Origin of the sequence: Bacillus sp. ISO11, from assembly GCF_003458115.1 — a bacterium.
GTDB classification, from domain to species: Bacteria; Bacillota; Bacilli; order Bacillales; family Bacillaceae_G; genus Bacillus_A; species Bacillus_A cereus.
Genome location: NZ_QXCO01000010.1, coordinates 137,720 through 161,735, shown reverse-complemented (window position 1 = coordinate 161,735; position 24,016 = coordinate 137,720). Strand labels below are relative to the sequence as shown.

The following is a 24,016-nucleotide window of genomic DNA, read 5'->3' as shown; positions in this document are numbered from 1 at the left end:
CCCTCATACCATGAGGGAATATTAATAAACTTTACTTTCTAACAAGCTTCACTACATTTTCTACGTGAGCTGTATGCGGGAACATATCAACTGGTTGCACATACTCCACTTCATAGCTCTTCATTAATGCTTGTACATCACGTGCTAATGAAGAAGGATTACAAGACACGTACACAACTTGTTTCGGCTTCACTTTTAAAATTGTTTCCAGTAATTTATCATCGCAACCTGTACGTGGTGGGTCGACAACAATTACATCTGGACGCCATCCTTCTTTTACCCATTTCGGTAACCATTGTTCAGCTTTACCTGCTTCATATTTCGTATTTGTAAATCCGTGACGCTTTGCATTTTTTCTTGCATCTGCAATCGCTTCTGGAATTACATCCATACCACGTACTTCCGCTGCATCATTTGCAAGCCAAAGACCGATTGTACCAACGCCACAATACGCATCTACAATTTTCTCATCGCCTGTTAACGCAGCGGCTTTTTTTGCTTCATTATATAAAACAACGGTTTGCTCTGGATTCAACTGGAAGAACGCACGTGCTGATAATTCAAATGATAAATCACCAAGTGTTTCTTGAATTACTTCTTTTCCAGCTAATTTAAATGTTTTGTCGCCAAAAATAACAGATGTTTTACGCCAGTTTACATTTTGCATAATTGATTTAACCGCTGGCATCTGTTTTTGTACTTCTGCAATAAATTGTTCTTTATTTGGTAATTCTTCTTTTGTTGTAATAAGTGTAACTTGTACTTCACCTGTTTGAACTGCAGTACGTGTTACAATTGTGCGTACTAAACCTTTTTGTTTTTTCTCATTGTAAATAGAAACATTTAATTTTTCTAAAATACGTCTTACAACTTTTGTCGCTTCATTCGTTGCTTTATGTTGAATCATACAGTGAGCGATATCAATTAACTGATGTGAGTTTTGTTTATATAGCCCTGTAATAACCTTTTCGTCTTTACGCCCCACTTGTAATTGACTCTTATTACGATAATGCCATGGATTTTCCATGCCAAGCGTTGGACGAATTTTCTCTTCCATACTATTTTTCATGTACTTCTCAAATGCTTGTACAACGATATCACGCTTTTGATTCAATTGTTCTTTATAATCTAAATGTTGCAGCTGACAACCGCCACACTCCTCATATACTGGACACGGTGCTTTCACACGATGCGGTGAAGCTTTACGAACTTTTTTCACTTTCGCTTCAGCGAAGCCACGCTGAATTTTCGTTGTTTCTGCAACAACTTCTTCTCCTGGTAATGCCCCTGGAATGAAAACAACTTGTCTCTTAAAATAACCAACGCCTTCTCCGTTAATCCCAAGACGTTTAATTGTCACAGGAAACGTTTGACCAACTTCCAACTTACTCTCATGTTGCTTTTGTATCATTATTACACCTCTACTCTATACTTTTCCATAAATATAACGCTGCATAACTGCAGTATGGTTCACACTCTTGTTTCAATTTTTCTAAAAATGCATCATCAGGTTTATCATCTAATTGAAATATACCTTGCACTGCACGCTGAATCCCAATGTCCGCTTTCGGGAACATATTTTTCCGTCCAAGCCCAAACATTAAAAAGTTTTGCACTGTCCATGCACCAATTCCCCTAATTGGCAACAATTGTGCTGAAATGTCTTCTTCCGTCCCATTTTCTATACTCGCTAAATTTAATGTACCACTGACAATACTTCGACCTAATCCTACTATATATTCAGCCTTTCGCTGACTAAACTTCTGCTCTCTCAATTCTTCTATTGAAATATTTGCTACTATTTCCGGAGTGGGGAAAAAGAATACACCGTTCTTCTCTGTTCCATACCGTTTCACAAATTGTTCTGTTAACACAGTAGCAAATTTCAAATTTATTTGTTGGTGAATGATACAGCGAAGCAGACAAGCAAAATAATCAAATTCTAAAATAATTGGAGTATAAGCATATGTTTCAAATAGTGGACGTAATGATGTGTTTAAAAAATGATTTTGTATATCTTGAAACGGTTCATTCCAATGAAAAATGGCTCTCATTCGTTTCATGACTTTCTCTGGATCTCCTATCTGACTAGAAATCCAAAACTGTGGATTTTGAACAGTACCAATCCCTTGTAAGCGAACAACAACCTGTTCCTCGTCTATACAAAGCGGGATATAAATAACTTTCTCATCTAATTGAATGACGTTAAGAGGATCAAAAGATAAACGTTTTAATACTTCTTCAAAATGATACGGATACTCTAACGTAACATGCTCGCTCCACATACGTTTCCCCATCCTTTTTACACATCATTATAGCATGAGAAAACCGTAAGCATACATGCTTACGGTTGATTGCCTTTTACTAAGTCATCTAGACTTTTAAAATGATACCCTTTCTCGCGCAAATCATCAATGATTTTTGCAAGTGCTTCTGCATTATCTTTTGATATTGCATGAAGTAATAAAATAGATCCTGGATGAATCATCGTCATAACATTATTATGCGCATATTGCCATCCTCTTTGCTGATCCACTTTCCAATCCAAAAATGCAAGTGACCAAAATACATTATAATAGCCCATTTCTTTCGTAAGAGCTAACGTTCTTTCACTAAATACACCGCGCGGAGGACGTACATATTTCACTTCTTTTTGCCCAGTTACTTTTTTAATTTCTTCCGTTACACTCGTTAATTCTTCACGAAGTTTCTCATCATTTACCGCTGTAAAATCAGGATGACTCCAAGAATGGTTTCCAATAATGTGTCCTTCATCCTTCATTCTTAACAATAAATCTTTTTGTGTTTTAATGTAATGCCCCGTTACAAAGAAAGTTGCTGGTACTTTTTTCTCTTTTAATACATCTAATATTTTCCCTGTGTATCCATTCTCATATCCATTATCAAATGTTAAATAAATATCTTTTTTCTTCGTATCTCCTAAATAAAACCCGCCATTTTTTTGTAGTAAATCTGTATATAACTTTCCTGCATCTGGTACTGTTTCATTTTTAGGACGCGGGATTCCCCAGTTATGTGGAGTATTTGTATAAGCCAGTGCTGAAACTGGAACAAGTGCCATCATAATTGAAAAAATGAGACCGATATATAACCATTTATATTTCATAAATAGTCTCCTTTCCATATATAATCGTACTTGTAGTTTCTGTTGCAACGCATTCTTTCATGCTGAACATGTTTTTCTATATATACCAAAAAAATGCATCTCGAATCATTCGAGATGCATTTTTTATTTACTTAAATACTGGCTCTTTAAAGCTAGCTAATTTTTCAAGTGATGTTTTATCAACATCCGCATGTAAGCTATTACCATGAGAGTCCATCGTTACAACTGCTTTAAACCCGTCGATACGTAAATGCCACATTGCTTCTGGAATACCAAATTGTAAGAAATCAACATCTTTCACTTCTTTAATACATTCAGCATAATATTGCGCTGCACCACCGATTGCGTTTAAATATACACCGCCATGTTCTTCTAAAGCCGCTAATGTTTTCGCACCCATACCGCCTTTTCCAATGACAGCGCGAATACCGAATTTCTTCATAATATCGCCTTGGTACGGTTCTTCACGAATACTTGTCGTTGGACCTGCCGCTTTAATTTGCCAATTGTCCTTGTCATCTTTCACAACAACTGGACCACAGTGGTAAATAATTTGTCCATTTAAATCTACTGGACAATCATTATCCATTAAATGCTTATGGATTGCGTCACGACCTGTATACATCATGCCATTAATTGTTACAACATCACCAACGCGAAGTTCACGAATTTGCTCTTCTGTAATTGGTGCTTCTAATACAATCTCACGTTGCTCTGTTTTTTCTTGTACTTCATGCTGAAGTGTATCTTCCCCTTCTTGATATAGCCAATCCATAATGTCTCCTGTTTCAGGATGGATTTTCACACCAAGGCGACGATATGCCCAGCAATTATACGCAACAGATACATAGAAACTAGCTGGCAAACGATTATAGACGCCAATTTTACAACCAAGTAAAGTTGTTTCTCCGCCAAATCCCATCGTACCAATGCCAAGCTTGTTCGCATTTTCTAATACGTACTCTTCAAGATGTTGTAACTCTGGTACTGGATTGACATCATCTAATGTACGGAATAATTGATTTTTTGCTAATTCATAACCTGATGTGCGGTCTCCCCCGATACCAACACCAATTACACCAGCGCTACATCCTTGCCCTTGTGCTTGATATACTGCATGAAGAAGGCATTTACGAATCCCTTCTAAATCACGGCCAGCTCGTCCAAGTCCTTCTAGTTCACACGGTAAGCTATATTGAATATTTTTATTCTCACAGCCACCACCTTTTAGGATTAAACGTGCATCAATATAATCTTTTTCCCATTGTTCAAACTTAATCACCGGCGTACCTGGTCCTAAATTATTTCCACTATTATCTCCAAAAAGAGAATCAACAGAATTGGGACGAAGTTTACCATCTTTTGTCGCCCGCTCAAGCGCATTATAGATAGCTTCCTTCAACTTTAATTGATTCACACCAACTGGTGTATAAATTTTAAACGTTGGCATCCCTGTATCTTGGCAAATCGGCGAGATGTTATCATCAGCCATTTTAATATTATTTGTAATTGTGCCAAGTGCCATCGCAGAACGAGTCCCTGCATTTTCTCGCTCTTTCGCTTGTTGAATCGCACGACGAACATCTTTCGGTAAGTTCGTTGACGTTTCAACAATTAGTTGATACATGCTTTCTTGAAGCTTTTCCATTGTTACTTCCCCCTCAATTGTGAACGCTACCAAAACGTTATGAGCTGAAAATTCAATTGTTATGCTCTTTAGCTATTTATTTCACGCTATTAGAGCATAAATGAAATTTTTCACAACTTGATTATACCTCTTTTTCTATCGTCCTTCTATTACCCGAACAGAAAAAGGCTACCAAATTGGAATTGGTAGCCTTTTTAATATATTATTCGTCTTTTTTAAATTGCTCACATTTTAATTCTAATTCATCTAACATTGCAAGAAGACGATCTACATCTTCTAATTCTACTTCTTCGGGTTCAATTGTATCAATTACTTCAATGAACATATTTAAACGTTCTTTTAAATATACTAATTGTGTATCTTTATCTTGAATTGCTTTTCCCATGAAGGCACTCTCCTTTTAATTCGAGTTGCTTTTATTATACCGCAAAAACGATTGCTATGGGCATGAAATTTCATCAATTTTGTCACAGTCATCCACTATAATGTAAGCCCTCTCTCTTTTCATGCTAAAAAGTTTCACTTTATAAAAAGCACATATTCTTCTATTATAGAGAATGGACAAATTGTTATTTCAATAGTCAAAGGAGTATTTCATATGACGATATCACAAAAAATGAAGCCGATTACTCCTTCTTACGATCCATGGGAAGCGTATATGGACCTTGAAGAGTACGGCAAACTACTATTAACAAATGTTGAATTTACAACGACGACGTTATGCAATATGCGCTGTGAGCATTGCGCTGTTGGTTACACGTTACAGCCGAAAGACCCAAATCCGCTTCCGATGGATCTTTTATTAAAACGATTAGATGAGATTCCTCATTTACGTTCTTTAAGTATTACTGGCGGAGAACCTATGCTTTCAAAAAAATCCGTCGACAACTATGTAACACCACTCTTAAAATATGCCCATGAACGAGGCGTTCGCACTCAAATCAACTCTAACTTAACTATAGATTTAGCACGTTACGAACAGATTATTCCTTATTTAGACGTATTGCATATCTCTCATAACTGGGGAACAATTGATGACTTCGTTGAAGGCGGATTTGCAATGATGGAGCGTAAGCCTACTTACGAACAACGTGCAAAATTATTCGAAAGAATGATTACAAATAGTAAGGCTCTATCAGATGCAGGTGTACTTGTATCTGCCGAAACAATGTTAAACAAAAGAACTCTACCACATATTGAACATATTCACCGCCAAATCGTCGAAGAGATGGGCTGTAAACGTCATGAAGTTCATCCAATGTATCCAAGTGACTTCGCGAGTAATCTAGAGATTTTAACAAAAGCTGAAATTCGTGATGCGATTGAGCATTTACTAGAAATTCGCGATGAAAATGTATGGATGTTATTTGGAACTTTACCTTTCTATGCTTGTAGCGATGACGAGCGAGACATTGCCACATTTAAAAAGTTACAAGAGAGCAAAAATGTAACTGTTCGTAACGATCCAGATGGTCGTTCACGCTTAAATGTAAATATTTTTGATGGCAATATTATCGTTACTGATTTTGGTGATGTTCCACTTCTAGGAAACATACAAACAAACACATTACAAGAAGCGTATGAAAAATGGAGCGCTTCAAAAACTGCAAAATCATTAAGCTGTCACTGTCCTGCAGTAAAATGTCTTGGACCAAATGTTCTTGTAAAAAACAGCTACTATCCGACAGAAGATTTCTTATCAAAAACAGCAAACATTACATTATAAAAAAACGTCAGCTTATAAGCTGACGTTTTTTCATGTTATTGCGAGTGGGAAGAAGAAATGAATTTAAAATACAAATGATCATGAATTGGAATAGCAGCTCCAATTCCTTGAGAAGTAATATTTTTCACAACAAGTCTTTTTTGATTTCCCTTTAATACAAGATACACTTCTCCAAATGTTACTTTTCCTTTTTCATTTACTGCTGGTGTATAAGCGTATAAATATCCGAGTTGACTCGGACTAATATTATACACACGCTCATGTCCAGTACCATAACCAATGGTCGTTTTAAACGAAAGGGGTAATTGTACTTTTTCAAGTGCTTTGAGAAGCATCATTTTTTTCACATCTGCAGCATCTTTCATATCTGCTGTTAAATCGCCTTCAACCGTCTTTTGTGTTTCTTGCTTATAGCGAAGTGGATATAAACGGTCTCCTCCGCGATTATCATACACATTTCGATTCACTTGTTTATATTCCCAATTAATCGATGTGTCTACTGATTCATAATGTAAAGCCCATTGACCCAAATAAATTTTTGCCCGATACCCTACTGCAAGCGGCGCATTTGAAATTGTCGTTTCATTAAACATCCGAATTAAGTCTGGATTTTCAATTTTAATATTAGCCGTTTTCAATAGCTCTTGAGCAAATTTACTTGGTTGTAAACGTGGCAAATCTTGCGCATCATTTGGAAATGTATTGTCTTTTGAAATATTTAAAACAGATGAAGGCATTTTTGTTCCTACTGTTGTCTTTGCAAAACTCATGTTAGGAAATAATAAAATAAACGAGACCATAGTTGAAAGACATATGCTGTATACTCGTTTCACCTGTCTGGCTCCTTCCTATGTAGGTATATATACTACTTCGTTTATTGTTTTCTCTGAGCGCAATTGTTATGCCTATTTTTCATAATAAATAAAAACCAATTCCCATAATGACATACGCCGCTAGTAAAGTGCCACCTTCAAACCAGTTTGTATCTCCATCATTGGAAATCGCAATCGTTAAGAAAACGGCTGTAATCATAGACACAAGTTCTGGTATAGTAAATACTAAAGGCATCCTTTGCGCGAAGAACATAGATAGCAATACTAATACAGGAGCAACAAACATGGCGATTTGTAATGTAGAGCCTATTGCAATTTCGACTGCAATATTTACTTTATTTTTATAAGCCATAATAATTGCAGACGCATGTTCCGCTGCATTCCCAACAATCGCAACGATAATAACCCCTATAAATAACTCTGACCAACCAAATGACTTTGCAACAGTTTCAAAAGTATGTACGAGTGCCTCTGACACATAAGCTACTGCCAGTGTTGCTATCGCTAAAATAAGGAGCGCCTTCCCTTTTGACCACTCTGGCTCTTCTTCATGCGCTACTTCGTCACTTTTATGTTGATATACACCACGGTGCGTAACTAACTTAAATAGTAATGCAGCAAGGTACATGATAATCATAATAATAGAAACACCTATACTTAATTGATACGTCTTGCCAGCGTCCATCTTCATTGAAAAGATCTCTGGAATAACAAAGGCCACAACAACAGCAAATATTAATAAAGCTGAATTATGCCTTGCATCATATACATTAAAACTTTGTCTTTTGTATTTAAGACCTCCAACAAAGAAAGATAACCCTCCTACCAATAATAAATTTCCAAGTACAGAACCGGTTAAAGAAGCTAACACCACTTCAATTAACCCTGCTTGAAGTGCAAAAATTGAAATGATAAGTTCAACAGCATTACCGAAAGTAGCATTTAATAACCCGCCTATTCTAGGACCAGAAACAATTGCTAGACTCTCTGTTGCTCTCCCCATAAAACCAGCTAATGCGATAATCGTAATACAATACACAGCGAACATAATTGTTTCTGGCCAATGAAGTGTTTTTCCAAGTACAGATAGTGGTACACCTATAAGCGCTACTATAAGAAATATTTTATTAAACATGCTTTTCATCCTTCCATCGTATGTATTTCTCCTCAATATTATTATTATTCTTCTCCTAACTTGTCCGATTTCATCACAATTACGTTTAAAAAATCGGATTGAAGAAAACAGTATGAAAGATATTTAAATTATCTTGTTTAAACAGACAGAATTATAAATTGTGAAAAGGGGTTAAAATTATGCACTTAAAAGAAAAAATCGCAACTATTATTCAAGGTCAACGTACTGGTGTATTATCTACAGTACGAAATGAGAAACCTCATAGCGCCTTTATGATGTTTTTCCATGAAGATTTTGTACTATATGTTGCAACAGATCGACAATCAAAAAAGATAACAGATATTGAACAAAATCCTAATGTCCATGTACTACTCGGACGAGAAGGAAAAAAATTAGATGAAGATTATATTGAAGTTGAAGGGTTAGCTTCAATCGAGGAAGACTCAACATTAAAAAACAAGTTTTGGAATAATAGCTTAAAACGTTGGTTACTCGGTCCTGAAGACCCTAATTACGTATTGATCAAAATCAATCCCGACACAATTTATTACATTGATGGTGCGGGTACGACGGAGCCTGAGTTTTTACGACTATAAAATAAAACAAGCCCCCCCTTAGGTGGGCTTGTTTTGTCGAAAAGTTCTTTTAAAAAAAATAATAAAATAGGTGGAACTTTCCAAAGACTCTGTTATATAATAGCAGTAACTTAAATAAACTGTATTAAAACAGATTGAGAGGAGAAATAAAATTGATGAAGAGAGAAGAACGCAAAAATATGATTGAGTTTATTGAAAAGAAAAAAGGGATTGAGCGTGACGAATTACTGTTTATGACAGACGATGAAGTAGAACATATTTATAATGTAACGTACTTTTTATATGAGGAAATTGCAGAGTAGTATAATAATCCCCACCTTATTAAAAATATAAGGTGGGGATTATTTCGTTATTTAGCCCACTATTTACAGGCAGTAAAACTCCCACCTTAAAATTCAGGTGGAGCAAGAAGTTAAGTTGAAGTCGCGCTTTCTATAAAGCTCAATTGCTTCAACTTTATACATGAGAATCATTTTCATGTATAATACTGTAAGATTGGAGGAATTTTACTATGAGTTCGTGGCTCTTATTTGCACTATTATCAGCAATTGCTGCTGCCCTTGTATCTATTTTTGGAAAGTTTGGTTTAGACGGCATCGATGCAAACGTTGCAACAACAATTCGATCTATTATTATGGCATTATTTATGATAGGCGTTATTATCATACAAGGTAAATTTCAAAATATCGGCGACGTACTGCTAAATAAAAAAGCACTGCTATTTATCACATTAAGTGGGGTTGCAGGTGCTTCGTCATGGCTATTTTATTTTCTTGCCCTCAAAACAGGAAAAGTTTCACAAGTAGCTCCTGTCGATAAATTAAGCGTCGTATTTTCTATCATTCTCGCTATGATTATCCTCGGTGAAAAGTTAAACTTTATGACCGGTGTTGGTGTAGTCTTTATTACAGCTGGTGTATTATTTATTGCTTTCAGCTAAAAAAACCGCTATTAGCGGTTTTTCTTTTTCTTTATGTACAACCATACAACACATGTAACAACTGCTGAAATTAATAAAATCCATATTCCATAATGATGTAAACTATACTCAACGAAGCGCCACTTCTCGCCTAACTTCCAGCCAAGCCCAATAAAAACACTTATCCAAATGAGCGCACCACCGTAAGCGTACAAACAAAAACGCCAAAGTGTCAAATTTGATACCCCAGCAAAATATGCCGTTAAATGACGTACTCCCGGTATAAAATAACCAATCATTAAAAGAAATGGCCCATATTTTTCAAATAAAATATGTGTTTTTTCAATGTGATGTTCTTTAATTCTAATTTTCGGCCCATATTTCTTTAAAACAGGGAGCCCAAGTTTTAAACCTAATATGTAGCTTAACGTGATCCCTAACATCGCACCAGCCATCCCACTTAAAAAAGCAGCAGTTCCTGACATAACTCCTTTTGAAACATTATAACCAACAAAGGTCAATAAAAACTCGTCTGGTATCGGTAATCCGACAATACCACCAGCCAAAGCTATAACAATTCCAAAATAGCCATAATGCGCGATTAACTCGCCAATATGTTGTTCCATTCGGAAGACACATCCTATGCACGATCGTTATTCCACATTGTACCCTTTCTATCTTTAAGGCAAACATGGTATACATATTCACTATACATTGTTTTTATAATGAACTCTACTTCTATTCTTTCCTTTAACAGAGATAAAGTGAAACTTTAATCAGTGGGAGTTTTGTTCATCCTCTACTAATTATTAACCTATGCCAATCTTGCTTCTACAGACATCCCGACTCCCACATAACTTACTTACATTCAACAATTTTGAGATTAGATTCTTACTGCCCGCAAATAACCCGATAAAAAATAAAAATTCATATGCGTGTTTTTTTGTTACAATAAAGGAAAGTTACTTTTCGCAACGGTTTAACTCTCAAGAAAAATGATATATCTAGCAAAAACATAGTTTGGTCTATATAATGCAACTTCTACCTATTAAAAGAACATACACCCTTTTACATACGACATCATTTTTCTAAATTATACAGGGGGGAACGAACATGACCATTGAAAATCAATTTATTCAAAAAGTTTACTATAAAACATTTTTAACAGAAGAAACTTCTACTCCTGCATCGGAAGTACTCGGTGAAGCATATATAAATGAATCTAAAAATGAATTCTCCAACATTTCTAATATTCGATTTGCTCAAGGTGAATTTTATTATCAAAATAAAGATTTTGAAGCAGCTATATTTAAATGGGAAAAAGTAAATAATGCTCTTGCACTTTGGGCGACAAAAAATATTGCAGATGCTTATTTTGAACTAGGATTCTTACCAAAGGCAGAAGAAATTTATCAATCTATTCAAACGGAAGATACAACTCTTACGATGGAGGTTTCCTTACAACTTCTTTCTCTTTATATCGAACAAGATCGTTTAGGACTCGCTTTTAAGACGATTAGTGAAGCTGTTGCATTCCAACCGGATTATCCAAATATTACTGCAATTGCACGTTCTTTCTATGAAAAACAAGAAGATTGGAACAACGCTATCGAACTAGCTGTTCAAGAAGGTATTCGAACACAATCTTTACACTGGTTTGATACGTTAATAAATTACATAAACAAAGGATTTACAAAAAATATTAAGCCTGAATATTTCTATGAGTCTTTAAAAGCTCTATATGCTGTTGATCAAGCTCAATTTAAAGAGCTTGTTATTGCTCTTTGGAATAGCTATCAACATGAATCCTTATACCTTCCTTGGATTCAAAGTATTAATCATTTATTCTTGCATATTGAAACAGACAATAATGACGATTGGAATGAAATTTCTACTCGCTATCAAGAAACATACTTTGCATTAATTACCGGAAATCATTTTATGCATGAATTAAACGGACTTGTACCAAATTTATTAACAAATTGGTTTAGTTTAACGAAAGCAAAAGATTCTCTAGTTGCCTCTGCAGCAGTGTTAGCATGGAATGAAGTCTCACCTACAACTTTAGAATCATTACTCGTAAAAAGTGCTGGATCCTTACTTTCTAATACATCAGCTGAAGCAGATGTAAATATGGAAACAGTTTCTCATTTATTCGAAACAATCGCTGTATGGGCTGAGAAAAATGATGTAGATTTAAGTCATCAATTTACGCTACTAGTCCATGAACTATGTGATTTAAATGTCACACCACTACTAATAGCTGGAACTAGTGACCATGATAAAACATCATTTGTTAATTCAATATTGGGAGAGAACATCTTAACTGAAACTTTAACAACTCCTATTCTATTTAAAGACGCTAGTCAAACTGAAATAACAGAATTTACCGAGTTAGATATACGAAATATCCCTAACCTTGATGAATTCCATCAAATAACGGCTACATCTGCTCAGTCAGAACTTGAGAAAAAATGTATAGAAATTAAGCTACCAAGTAGGTTTTTAAGAAAAAATAAGTTTACATTTCTTCTTACACCATCCATTCAAGAGCAATTGGATAAAAACAATGCATACTTTGAATACTTACAAGCAGCAGATAGTCTTGTTTACGTATTAAATTCTTCTTCACCATTGCATAGTAAAGAAATTGATACATTAATTTCTTTACGTGAACAAGTACCAAACTTACAAATTCACTTCGTATTACACACAAATAATACGACTACTAATGAAAAACTAATTAGTAAACTTAAAGTACATTTTCCAGATGCACAATTCTTCCCATACTCTCCTTCGCAAGAGAGTAGCCAGCAACTTGGAGATGTAACAGAATCTATTCTCTCTAATCTTGCAAAACGCGATATAGAAAAAGAACGTATAGAAAAGCTAATATGGTTTACACAAAAGACAATTGCTTATCTCATAAATGAACGTGTGGAATTAGAAAATACATTAGTAAAATCCGTACGCTGGAATAAACACATCTCGGTGAAACTTACTGGATTTATTAATAACCTTACTGCTCTTGAAAAAGATAAAATTCGCTCTATTACCGAATCCTATCTTTTAACGAAAGAAGAAATTACACGAGATATACATTCTCAAATTCCTGAATTATTACAGAGTTGCTCTGATCTTGTTCAAGAAGATAGTGATTTCAAACTAGTTCATGAAGAATTAAATGCTGCAATGAATGAACGTGTTCAAAAGCATGTACAACAGGTACTTCTTCCTAAATTTACTGGGTCTATTCAAGAATGGATTGAAACAGCACATAATGAATTTATTCAAGCTCAAGCTTATTTAGATGAAATGAGTGAAACGTTTAATAAATTATATAAAGAAGAACGTATGAAACTTCCTTGCGATTTCAAATTATTAGATGATTGGAATCGAGATGTTGCACGAATGACAAATCGAATTACAGTAACGAACATCAATATTTTATTACGCTTTACACCGACACAGTTTTTCTTAAAAAGTGCCGGAAAATTATTTGGTAATATGCAAAAAAACCAATCTATGCTCGCCAACAAATATAAACAATATATTGAAACAGAAGACTATACAGAAATTGCTCACACAATTTCCAAACAATTCTTCCTTCAATTTGAAGTATTTGAAGGTGCATTAGAACGTGATATCATGATGTTCTTCAAAGATCCACTTAATATATTGAAACAAAATGTAGATGCAGCTCAACTTGAGATACAGGAAGACGAGCAAACATTAGCGACGCTAAGAAGCAATCCAGAAACATATCATGATCCTTTGGCGTTATTTAAACTACAATTACTACAACATAAATTTGTTTTAAGTACTACAAAGAAACATGAAGATATCTTTGTATCAAACGAATCTCCTACTGTTTAACAAAAAAACCAAGCAAACTAAAATTTGCTTGGTTTTTTTTACTTTATTATTTTCATATGTTCAAACGGATAATAAATGCCTGCTAACTTTCCTAACACATCTTCTCTATCAATAAAACCTAAACCATTTCTACTATCTTTACTTATTAAGCGATTATCTCCCATAACAAAAATCTTATTTTTAGGAACTGTAATCGGTCCAAAGTCCTCTGTTAAATTCATAAGTTTTTTTTCTGCTTGTTTTTTATTACTATCCAAATACTCTTCATCTTTCACTTCAGAATTTACATATAATTGATCATTTCTCATCTCAATTATATCTCCAGGCAATCCAATCACTCTTTTGACATAAAAATTATCTGTTTTCACAACAATAATATCTTCTCTCCCATAGCTTTCAAATTGTTTTGCTAACTTATTAACAATCACCTTATCTCCATCTTGCAACGTTGGCCTCATAGATGCTCCTTTTACAGTCGTCGGAAAAAACACAAAAAATTTCGCCAAAAACACCAATAAACATGCAATTGCAATAGTTCCAAAGAATTCACGCCAACTTTTTTTCTTTTGCATCATTTCACCAACTCATCATCTTTTTACTTTTATTATAAATAATACGACTGATGATTTTCTACAAAATTCTGAATTATAAAATTACAATATTAGAAATTTTAAAATAAAAATACTGATCAAATTAACAAGCAAAAAAGATACTCTCAAAATAGTCTATCCACTATTTTGAGAGTATCTTTTTATAATCCCACATATATAATACACATTTGAGCAGCTACATATGTAAACCAAATCCAAAGTGGCTCATACTTCAATTTACGCCCTCCGATATCTGTCACGCCAATAATGAAATCAGAAATTACAAACAGTAAGCCACCAAACGCTGGTATCCACCATATCCCTGTATTTTCATAATATAAGGCGAATGCAAAGCAAGCCATTCCTCCAACCCACAATCCGTAAATTAGAGCTCCTATCGTAAACAACTTATCCTGTTTATCATTTCGGATAAAGAAGAACCATCCTACAATTAGAAAGAGCCCATATACGAGTAAGCCAATCCAAAAACCATTCCATGAAATTCCTGTTTGCAAAAATGCTTTTACATAAAAACAATGAGCAACAGCGAAAGTAACCATCCCTCCAATTAATCGATGACCAATTGGAATCAGCCCAGCCATAAACAAATCTCCCACAGTTGATAAAGTCATACCAAGTGCAACCCACGTACTATACTCTACAGATGGATCTTGTAACCATATGCAAATTGCACTACCTGTTAAAGAAAAACTAAGAATAAGACGAATTGCTAAAGGTAACGGCATATTATCTTTCGTTCTTTTTGTCTGCCCCATTGCATAAATTGCACCAATAAAAAAAAGAAATATTTGCCCAATTAACACCACGTAAAGTAGATTCATAATATTTTCTCCTCAATAAATGCTTTTTGTATCTTTTTTCGTTACACTTAGTCTATTATCCTTTTTCTATAAAAAAAGAAGAACAGTACTGTTCTTCCATTGTAATCGCTTTTCTGCTCTCTATGCTACTTGTTTTTCTTGCTCCATTTTTTGCTTAGCTGGTGTCCTATTTACCACAATGATTCCCGCGGCTACACATGCTAAACCGAGTAGCACAAATGAATGAATTGCTTCACCTAAAATCATGCTCGATAATAACACACCAAATACGGGTATAAAGAACATATACATAGATACTTTTCCAACCTTGTTATACTTCATAATTGTATTCCAAATGCAAAAACCAGCTGCAGATAAGAAAGATAAATAAATTAGCATAAGTAGTGCATGTAGACTAAATGTAAATGGCATGACTCCAACTTGTAAAGCCCCTATACATAATAATCCTGTAGAACCAAAAATCATTTGGTATGCTGTCATATAACCAATATCTAATGTTTTACTACCTTCTTTTGCTAATATGTTTCCATATGAATACAGCATTGCTGCACTAAGAAGTAATAAGCTTCCGATCCCAAAATGAAATGATAAGCTACCATCACTCGGCACATTTACTAAAATGACGCCACAAAAACCAATAGATACCCCAATTAATTTTCTCATATTGAGAGCATCATCTTTATATAAAAAATGGGCGAGTAAAATTTGAAAGAATGATGATGTTCCTGAAATGATAGCTCCTTCAATTCCTGAACTATAACTCATTCCAATGTAAAAACAGATATATTGAAGAAACGTTTGGAATAAACCAATTTGTATTAACTGTTTCCCTGTTCCTTTTTTGAAGCTCATATCTTTTCCTAACACTTTAAAGAATAATAAGAGCATGACTCCAGATAAAAAGAAACGATAACCGGCAAATAATATTTGCTCTCCAACTTCTTGTGGTTGAATTCCAAGTTCAACATAACTTAATTTAATAAAAGGAAATGCGCTTCCCCATAAAAAAGTTGCTACTATTGCAGCAATAAATACGCCAATCGGATGGGTAAAAATTTTCTCTGTCTTCACTTGTTGTCTTCCTTTCCGATCTTTTTATGAACAATATTCATATATACCAGAGGAGTTGCGAAAACACAAGTTTTCCGTTTATACTTGAAACAAAACCGTACCATCTCATAAAAACATATGATATACTATAGAATAATTACAACATAAGAACTATTAAAAACAGATTCAACAGAAATGCTGCTATCCATTATGGATGGCAGCTTTCGTCGTTTTATAGGGGTTTCGATTTTGATTATTTTTCTCAATAAGAATGCGGAAGGAGCGGGTAGTAATGAACTCAGAAGTAAAAACGTTACAGTCAAAAGAACCAATTTCTCATCCCTCTTTATGGGACACATTAAAAAAACATTATGAACTTGTATTTGCAGTAGCATCTGGTATTTTTATTTTAGTTGGCTGGTTATTCACAAAGAACGATGTAATGAATGTAGGTATTACTTGCTATATCCTTGCTTATATAGTTGGTGGATATGCAAAAGCGAAAGAAGGCATTGAAGATACGATTGAAGAAAAAGAGCTAAATGTTGAAATGCTAATGCTCTTTGCAGCTATTGGTGCTGCAATTATTGGCTACTGGGCAGAAGGGGCTATCTTAATCTTTATCTTTGCGCTCAGCGGTGCTATGGAATCTTATACATTAAGTAAGAGCCAAAAAGAAATTTCCGCTCTTCTTGACTTACAACCCGAAGAAGCATTACGCATTTCCAACGGAACGGAAGAACGTGTTCCTGTTGGAGAGTTACAAATTAACGACATTATTTTAATTAAACCAGGTGAACGTGTTCCCGCTGACGGTACGATTCATAACGGTGAAACAAATATTGATGAAGCAGCAATCACGGGAGAACCTATTCCAAATGAGAAAAGACATGGCGATGAAGTATTTGCAGGTACTGTAAATTTACGTGGTGCTATCGAAGTTAAAATTACGAAGCCAAGCGATCAAACATTATTCCAAAAAATTATCCGTCTCGTCCAAAGTGCACAAAGTGAAAAATCACCATCACAACTATTCATCGAAAAGTTTGAAGGAACATACGTAAAAGGTGTACTACTCGTTGTTGCGCTTATGATGTTCGTTCCTCATTTCTTACTTGACTGGAGCTGGAATGAAACGTTTTATCGCGCTATGATCTTACTTGTAGTCGCATCTCCTTGTGCACTCGTTGCTGCCATTACACCAGCAACGTTATCTGCAATTTCTAACGGAGCAAGAAATGGAATTCTCTTTAAAGGTGGCATACATTTAGAACGCCTCGCTTCAGTAAAAGCAATCGCCTTTGATAAAACAGGAACATTAACAGAAGGAAAACCTACCGTAACAGATGTATATGTTCGAGAAAATATGACAGAAAAAGAAGTACTTTCTATTACAGCATCCATTGAAAGTCACTCTACACATCCTTTGGCTGCATCTATTGTTAAATATGCACAACATGCGTACGACATTACATTAAAAAAACCTGAAAAGGTTGAAGATGTAACTGGTTTTGGGCTAAAAGGAATATTCGAAAACAACGCTTATAAAATAGGTAAAGCTGATTTTATCGGTGAAGAAACAAAAACATTTCATAATGGTATTTCTGCCTCACTTGAAAAGGAAGGTAAAACTGTCGTTTATATTAGTGATGAGGGAGGCATTCTTGGACTTATCGCTTTAAAAGATACGCTTCGCCAAGAAACAATAGCTGCTATTCGTGAATTACAAAGCATTGGTGTCGAAGCAATTATGATTACTGGAGATAATGAAGAAACGGCAAAAGCAATTGCCTCTGAAAGTAATATAAAGGAATATTACGCATCATGTTTACCAGAAACAAAAGTTGAAACGATTAAAAAGTTAAAAGAAAAATACGGTACAGTAGCAATGGTCGGAGACGGTATAAATGATGCACCTGCACTAGCTACTGCTAGCATTGGTGTCGCAATGGGAGAAGGAACAGATGTAGCTTTAGAAACTGCGGATGTTGTACTGATGAAGAACGAACTATCTCGTCTTTCCCAAGCAATTCGTTTATCAAAACGAATGAACCGTATTGTGAAGCAAAACGTAATCTTTTCGCTAGCCGTTATTGCCATGCTAATTTGTTCAAACTTCTTGCAATTTTTAGCTCTTCCATTCGGTGTTATTGGCCATGAAGGAAGTACGATTCTTGTCATTTTGAATGGCTTACGATTATTAAAAGGCAGCAAATAAAACGGGTCCCTCATAGAGGACCCGTTTTTTTTAATGATAGCTATTATGACCGTTCGCACTGCTACTCGTTTTATGCTTTGGATGCGAACTGCTCTTTTGTTTATTATTACTTTTATTATTATGGTTCTTTTTATTATTACTCATGAAATATCCCCCCTGTTCCTTTTTATTATGGAACAAGAGCTCATTATTCATTACGGGAATTATTGTCACCGGTTCTATAATGGTGGAGTAAACCATTAATTTCACCGCCAAGTAAAATTACCCATCCAGTTAAGTAAAACCATAACATTAAAATAATGATACCACCGAGACCACCATATGTATTGGCGTAATTCGCAAACTTATCTACATAATAAGCAAATGAGTACGATACCACAATCCATCCTACAGTAGCAAATAACGCCCCTGAAATAACTTCTCTTCTTTTTAACTTTCGATCTGGGGCAAATGTATATAAGAAACTAAACAAAGCAAATAGCACGAAGAAACTCGCTACTAATCGTGTAATGCTCCACACGAAAGAAAAACTATCTGATAAACCGAGTGCTTTAAACACTGCTGCTCCAATAACTTGTCCGAATACCGGAACAATTAACGCAAAGACAATCATAAAAATAATAGCTAATGTAAACACAATTGATAACGCTCTTGTTGTAATAAAAGAACGTGTTTCCTTCACGTCATAAGCGCGGTTAAAAGCATTCATAACCGCATTAACACCATTTGAGGCAAACCATAACATGGATAATAAACCAAATGATAATAAACCACCATTTTGCTGGTTTACAACTTTATCTACATTTACCTCAATTAAGTTCATTGCATCATCTGGTACATAAACCTCTAATAAACTAAGCACATCCTCTGTTTGAATGGGAATAAATCCAAGAAGCGTAATTAAGAAAACGAGCCCAGGAAAAATTGCAAGCAAGAAGAAATAAGCGAGCTGTGCTGCCAAGCCCGCTACATCATCGCGCATCGTCCGGTCATATAAATCTTTACCAAACGAATAAGTACGATTTCTTCTCACCTTTTCTAAAATTTTTCTCATATATGTTTAAACGCTTTTCTTCTCTTCTTTATCTTGCTTTAACTCAATGTACGCTTCAGTTTTTTTTTCCACTGCATTTGAGTCTTTCATAAATAATTCACGCGCTTCTTTCATACCACCATCTTCAGCAACTACTGGCTCTTCTTCTGCTTTCAGCTCATCTACCTTTGGAGATACAGCTTGAATTTCAATCGTTTCTGGCTTTTCTTCTGGCTCAACTTTTTTCTTACTAAAAATTTCTTTCGTTTCTTTTAACGTCTCTACAACAGATGGCGTTAATTTTTTAATTTCTGCTACTTTCGCTTTTACCACATTGAAATCAGCAAGTTCGCGTCCTTTATCTGTAACAGTTTGCACTTTTTCTTTGATCTTTGCATTTTCACCAATTTCAATCATCTTTGTTTTTGCTTTTTCTGCTGTATTTTTTACTTTTTCACGGTTTTCTTTCTTTAACATGGATACAGCTACACCTGCCGCTACACCAATCGCAATGTTTCGAGCAATATTATTTTTCTTTGCCATATTCCTTCACCCTTTCATTTCTTATGTTAGAAAGTATTTCTTTCTAAGCTTCCTCATATTCCTTGTTCATTTCGAATGAAAGCTAATAGCTTTGCACACCCTTCTGTTACAAGGTCATATACTTCTTGGAAATTCCCTGTATAGTAAGGGTCAGGAACGTCTGTCCAGCCACCGTCTGGAACAAAGTCGGACAGCCTACCAATATAGCCTCCAGTTTTACCTAAACTTTTTAAATCTGCTATATTCTTGTTGTCCATGGCAATAATATAATCAAACTTTGTTAAGTCTTCTTTTTCTACTTGCCTTGCTTTAATTCCTTCAAAAGTGACTGCATTTTCTTTTAAAATTTTTTGTGTTCCTTTATGTGGCGGATGGCCAACATGCCAATCTCCAGTTCCTGCAGAATCAATGACAATTTTCTCTTCAAGTCCCTCTTTTACGACAAGATTTTGAAAAATCGCTTCTGCCATCGGAGAACGGCAAATGTTCCCAAGACAAACAAACAATACTTGAACCATACTTTTGTTTCTTCCCTTCTTGGTGCATTTCTTAATATATACTTATAGTATAAACAACCAATTATTAAATATAAAGGAAATCCCTACTAATTTAATGGGATTGAAAAGATTCATTAACGAAAATGATAAAAAATGTTAAGATAGCCTTATGTTATTTTAAAGGGGGACACTTCGGTGGATTTATCCGTAAAGTCAGAAGAAAACGTTGAATATATGGTCGAAGCTATTAAAGAAAAATTACGTATGGTTAATGCTGGAGCGATGAGAGCTGCTAGTTTTAACGAAGAAATGTACGAAGATTTACGTGACATTTATGATCATGTTATGAAACGTGAAACATTCAGCATTAGTGAAATGCAAGCTATTACAGAAGAATTAGGTACATTAATTAAAAAGTAAAAAAGCCTCTCTTATATGAGGCTCTTTTTTATTTCCAACAAATTCATGACAACTCATCTCTTTCCCTCAACCAACTGTAAAATATTGTACAATAGAAGTAGAACCTCATCTTAGATTTTTTCTCCATACATACTACTCACAAATAATAGCAACACTACCATTGCTAACTGTTTTTACTGGAGGTGCTTACTTATGAGCAATTGGTACAGTAAGACGAAAGATCAAACATTAATTGACCTAGAAACAAACGAACAACACGGTTTAACAGATGAAATTGTAAGTGAACGTTTAAAGCAATACGGTTCTAATGAATTAGCTACAAAACAAAAACGCACTTTATGGCAGCGTATTTTCGCCCAAATTAATGACGTCCTCGTATATGTCCTTATTATTGCTGCCCTTATTTCTGCCTTTGTAGGTGAATGGGCGGATGCCAGTATTATCGCGCTTGTTGTAGTTTTAAATGCTGTTATCGGTGTTGTCCAAGAATCTAAAGCAGAACAAGCTTTAGAGGCACTAAAAAAGATGGCAACACCTAAAGCTATCGTCAAGAGACATGGTGAACTAAAAGAAATTCCATCTGAACACGTCGTTCCAGGGGATATCGTTATGCTCGATGCCGGACGATATATCCCATGCGATTTACGCCTTATTGAAACCGCAAATTTAAAAGTTGAAGAATCTGCTCTAACTGGTGAATCTGTCCCTGTTGATAAAGATGCAATCTACCACCCTTCCATGCAAAGTGATGAACAAGTACCACTCGGCGATCAAAAAAACATGGCCTTTATGTCTACTCTTGTAACATACGGAAGAGGCGTCGGTGTTGCTGTTGAAACTGGAATGAACTCACAAATTGGTAAGATTGCTACCCTTTTACATGAAGCAGACGATGATATGACACCACTTCAAAAAAGCTTAGCACAAGTCGGAAAATATTTAGGCTTTGTCGCTGTAGCTATTTGTATCATTATGTTCCTCATCGGTTTTTTACAAGGCCGGGATACGTTAGAAATGTTTATGACTGCTATTAGTTTAGCCGTTGCAGCTATTCCAGAAGGCTTGCCAGCTATCGTTTCCATCGTTCTTGCAATTGGTGTGCAACGTATGATTAAACAAAACGTTATCATTCGGAAACTACCAGCTGTTGAAGCCCTCGGTTCTGTCACAATTATTTGTTCAGATAAAACAGGTACGTTAACGCAAAATAAAATGACCGTTACTCACTTTTATAGTGATAACACATACGATCGCTTAGAAAGTTTAAATGTAAATAATAATGCGCAACGTCTATTGTTAGAAAATATGGTGCTATGTAATGATGCGTCTTATAATAACGAATCACAAACGGGAGACCCGACTGAAATTGCACTTCTCGTTGCTGGAACCACTTTTAACATGCAAAAAGATTATTTAGAAAAAATACATGAACGTGTTAACGAAGTACCTTTCGATTCAGATCGTAAAATGATGTCAACCGTACATACATACGATGGAAGCTACTATAGCATGACGAAAGGCGCTATTGATAAGCTCTTACCTCGATGTACCCATATTTTTAAAAACGGCAAAATCGAGATTTTAACTGATTCTGATAAAAATCAAATATTAGAAGCTGCCGGATCAATGTCTCAAGAAGCTTTAAGAGTACTTTCATTCGCATTTAAACAATACGATTCAAACGATATGGATATAAATCATCTTGAAGAAAACCTTATCTTTATTGGTCTTGTCGGTATGATTGATCCACCGCGAACTGAAGTGAAAGATTCAATTAAAGAATGTAAAAAAGCCGGTATTCGCACAGTTATGATTACTGGTGACCATAAAGATACCGCCTTTGCAATTGCCAAAGAACTTGGTATTGCTGAAGAAATATCGGAAATTATGATCGGAACTGAATTAGATAACATTTCAGATACAGAGCTAGCAAGCAAAATTAATCATTTAAATGTATTCGCCAGAGTCTCTCCAGAACATAAAGTAAAAATTGTAAAGGCATTGCGTGCAAAGGGAAATATCGTTTCTATGACTGGTGATGGTGTCAATGACGCTCCATCTTTAAAGCAAGCGGATGTTGGCGTAGCGATGGGCATTACAGGAACAGACGTTGCAAAAGGGGCAGCAGATGTCGTGTTAACAGATGATAATTTCTCATCTATTGTGAAGGCTGTTGAGGAAGGTAGAAATATTTATCGTAACATAAAAAAATCAATCCTCTTCCTACTCTCTTGTAACTTCGGAGAAATTATCGCTTTATTTTTAGCCATTTTACTTGGCTGGGCAACACCTCTACGACCTATTCACATTTTGTGGGTGAATTTAATTACAGATACACTTCCTGCATTATCACTTGGGGTTGATCCTGAAAATCCAGATGTGATGAAGGAAAAACCACGACATGCGAAAGAAAGTTTATTTAGTGGTAGCATTCCTTTTCTGATTTTCAATGGGGTTATCATTGGACTGTTAACGCTAATAGCTTTTATCGCCGGAGCAAAATTCTATACTGGAGATACAAATTTATTCCCTCTTTTCCCAGAACGAATTGATGACGATGCTCTATTACACGCTCAAACGATGGCATTTGTCGTTCTTAGTTTTTCTCAGCTCGTTCATTCATTTAACTTGCGTTCAAGAACGAAATCAATTTTTTCAATTGGGATCTTTACCAATAAATATTTAGTCTTCTCCCTTCTTATCGGTGTTCTTATGCAAGTTTGTATCATCTCCATCCCGCCCCTTGCAAATATATTCGGTGTACATGCATTAACGATGCGAGATTGGGGATTTGTTCTCTTATTAAGTATCATTCCACTTATTGTGAATGAGATTATTAAATTAGTGAAGAGAAACTAAAAGGCAATGAGGACTATTCCTCATTGCCTTTTCATTTACCCTACTATTTTCCGTGCAGTAAAACTCCCACCTCAAAATTCAGTTTGAGCAAAGAAGTTAGGTGG

The 24,016-nt window shown here is 35.2% G+C and carries 22 protein-coding genes; 8 read left to right on the top strand and 14 right to left on the bottom strand.

Going from position 1 to position 24,016, the window contains the following annotated elements; genetic code table 11:
* Positions 1-31 precede the first annotated feature (31 nt).
* From rlmD to D1166_RS13555, 5 genes are all read right to left on the bottom strand, one after another.
* Positions 32-1,411, bottom strand: a complete 1,380-nt coding sequence (rlmD, locus tag D1166_RS13575) for a 23S rRNA (uracil(1939)-C(5))-methyltransferase RlmD (RefSeq protein ID WP_000615200.1) — start codon at positions 1,409-1,411, stop codon at positions 32-34.
* A gap of 10 nt (positions 1,412-1,421) precedes the next feature.
* A complete protein-coding gene (locus D1166_RS13570) occupies positions 1,422-2,285 on the bottom strand; it encodes a DNA-3-methyladenine glycosylase family protein (RefSeq protein WP_097856041.1) in 864 nt (287 codons plus the stop codon).
* A 59-nt stretch (positions 2,286-2,344) separates the two neighbouring features.
* A complete protein-coding gene (gene pdaA / locus D1166_RS13565; RefSeq protein WP_000875956.1) occupies positions 2,345-3,127 on the bottom strand; it encodes a delta-lactam-biosynthetic de-N-acetylase in 783 nt (260 codons plus the stop codon).
* 127 nt (positions 3,128-3,254) lie between these two features.
* Complete coding sequence (gene fumA / locus D1166_RS13560) at positions 3,255-4,775, bottom strand: class I fumarate hydratase (protein WP_097856040.1); 1,521 nt, start codon at positions 4,773-4,775, stop codon at positions 3,255-3,257.
* Positions 4,776-4,977: 202 nt separating this feature from the next.
* Entirely contained in the window at positions 4,978-5,160 is a 183-nt protein-coding gene (locus D1166_RS13555) for an SE1561 family protein (RefSeq protein ID WP_000513558.1), read from the bottom strand.
* A gap of 213 nt (positions 5,161-5,373) precedes the next feature.
* On the opposite strand from D1166_RS13555, the gene yfkAB reads away from it, so the two are divergent.
* Complete coding sequence (gene yfkAB / locus D1166_RS13550; RefSeq protein ID WP_000156023.1) at positions 5,374-6,501, top strand: radical SAM/CxCxxxxC motif protein YfkAB; 1,128 nt, start codon at positions 5,374-5,376, stop codon at positions 6,499-6,501.
* Between the two features lie 35 nt (positions 6,502-6,536).
* Here yfkAB and D1166_RS13545 read toward each other — a convergent pair whose 3' ends face one another.
* Positions 6,537-7,334, bottom strand: a complete 798-nt coding sequence (locus tag D1166_RS13545; RefSeq protein WP_002102695.1) for a YfkD famly protein — start codon at positions 7,332-7,334, stop codon at positions 6,537-6,539.
* 79 nt (positions 7,335-7,413) lie between these two features.
* Positions 7,414-8,469, bottom strand: coding sequence for a calcium/proton exchanger (gene cax / locus D1166_RS13540; RefSeq protein ID WP_000482133.1), 1,056 nt, complete (start codon positions 8,467-8,469; stop codon positions 7,414-7,416).
* A 179-nt stretch (positions 8,470-8,648) separates the two neighbouring features.
* On the opposite strand from cax, the gene D1166_RS13535 reads away from it, so the two are divergent.
* The 3 genes from D1166_RS13535 (at position 8,649) to D1166_RS13525 (ending at position 10,005) form a co-directional block, all read left to right on the top strand.
* Complete coding sequence (locus tag D1166_RS13535; protein ID WP_000550220.1) at positions 8,649-9,065, top strand: pyridoxamine 5'-phosphate oxidase family protein; 417 nt, start codon at positions 8,649-8,651, stop codon at positions 9,063-9,065.
* Between the two features lie 155 nt (positions 9,066-9,220).
* A complete protein-coding gene (locus D1166_RS13530; RefSeq protein ID WP_000817786.1) occupies positions 9,221-9,367 on the top strand; it encodes a BH0509 family protein in 147 nt (48 codons plus the stop codon).
* A gap of 209 nt (positions 9,368-9,576) precedes the next feature.
* Positions 9,577-10,005 (top strand): EamA family transporter, encoded by a 429-nt coding sequence (locus D1166_RS13525; RefSeq protein WP_000100296.1) that lies wholly within the window; start codon positions 9,577-9,579, stop codon positions 10,003-10,005.
* Positions 10,006-10,016: 11 nt separating this feature from the next.
* Here the strand turns inward: D1166_RS13525 and D1166_RS13520 are convergent, their stop codons facing one another.
* Complete coding sequence (locus D1166_RS13520; protein WP_000434878.1) at positions 10,017-10,610, bottom strand: DedA family protein; 594 nt, start codon at positions 10,608-10,610, stop codon at positions 10,017-10,019.
* Positions 10,611-11,097: 487 nt separating this feature from the next.
* Here D1166_RS13520 and D1166_RS13515 point away from each other — a divergent pair, with 487 nt between their 5' ends.
* On the top strand, positions 11,098-13,860 hold the full coding sequence (locus D1166_RS13515; protein ID WP_097861525.1) for a tetratricopeptide repeat protein: 2,763 nt from the start codon (positions 11,098-11,100) through the stop codon (positions 13,858-13,860).
* Positions 13,861-13,898: 38 nt separating this feature from the next.
* Here D1166_RS13515 and lepB read toward each other — a convergent pair whose 3' ends face one another.
* The 3 genes from lepB to D1166_RS13500 form a co-directional block, all read right to left on the bottom strand.
* Positions 13,899-14,435 (bottom strand): signal peptidase I, encoded by a 537-nt coding sequence (gene lepB, locus D1166_RS13510; RefSeq protein ID WP_097856038.1) that lies wholly within the window; start codon positions 14,433-14,435, stop codon positions 13,899-13,901.
* A gap of 176 nt (positions 14,436-14,611) precedes the next feature.
* Positions 14,612-15,292 carry a lysoplasmalogenase gene (locus tag D1166_RS13505; RefSeq protein ID WP_001051073.1) on the bottom strand — a complete coding sequence of 227 codons (681 nt, stop codon included), beginning with the start codon at positions 15,290-15,292 and terminating at the stop codon, positions 14,612-14,614.
* A 120-nt stretch (positions 15,293-15,412) separates the two neighbouring features.
* On the bottom strand, positions 15,413-16,363 hold the full coding sequence (locus tag D1166_RS13500) for a DMT family transporter (RefSeq protein ID WP_000845729.1): 951 nt from the start codon (positions 16,361-16,363) through the stop codon (positions 15,413-15,415).
* A 271-nt stretch (positions 16,364-16,634) separates the two neighbouring features.
* Between D1166_RS13500 and D1166_RS13495 the strand changes: the two genes are divergently transcribed.
* Positions 16,635-18,560 (top strand): heavy metal translocating P-type ATPase, encoded by a 1,926-nt coding sequence (locus tag D1166_RS13495; protein ID WP_048568171.1) that lies wholly within the window; start codon positions 16,635-16,637, stop codon positions 18,558-18,560.
* Positions 18,561-18,747: 187 nt separating this feature from the next.
* Here the strand turns inward: D1166_RS13495 and D1166_RS13490 are convergent, their stop codons facing one another.
* The 3 genes from D1166_RS13490 to D1166_RS13480 are packed head-to-tail and all read right to left on the bottom strand — an operon-like array spanning position 18,748 to position 20,654.
* A complete protein-coding gene (locus tag D1166_RS13490; protein ID WP_001226536.1) occupies positions 18,748-19,614 on the bottom strand; it encodes a YihY/virulence factor BrkB family protein in 867 nt (288 codons plus the stop codon).
* A gap of 6 nt (positions 19,615-19,620) precedes the next feature.
* Positions 19,621-20,136 carry a DUF4075 domain-containing protein gene (locus tag D1166_RS13485; protein WP_001085388.1) on the bottom strand — a complete coding sequence of 172 codons (516 nt, stop codon included), beginning with the start codon at positions 20,134-20,136 and terminating at the stop codon, positions 19,621-19,623.
* Between the two features lie 53 nt (positions 20,137-20,189).
* Entirely contained in the window at positions 20,190-20,654 is a 465-nt protein-coding gene (locus D1166_RS13480) for a low molecular weight protein-tyrosine-phosphatase (RefSeq protein ID WP_097861526.1), read from the bottom strand.
* A gap of 174 nt (positions 20,655-20,828) precedes the next feature.
* On the opposite strand from D1166_RS13480, the gene D1166_RS13475 reads away from it, so the two are divergent.
* Both D1166_RS13475 and D1166_RS13470 read left to right on the top strand, forming a co-directional pair.
* Positions 20,829-21,053 (top strand): DUF1128 domain-containing protein, encoded by a 225-nt coding sequence (locus D1166_RS13475; RefSeq protein WP_000366196.1) that lies wholly within the window; start codon positions 20,829-20,831, stop codon positions 21,051-21,053.
* 192 nt (positions 21,054-21,245) lie between these two features.
* Positions 21,246-23,912 carry a cation-translocating P-type ATPase gene (locus D1166_RS13470; RefSeq protein ID WP_097856037.1) on the top strand — a complete coding sequence of 889 codons (2,667 nt, stop codon included), beginning with the start codon at positions 21,246-21,248 and terminating at the stop codon, positions 23,910-23,912.
* The last annotated feature ends 104 nt before the right edge of the window (positions 23,913-24,016 follow it).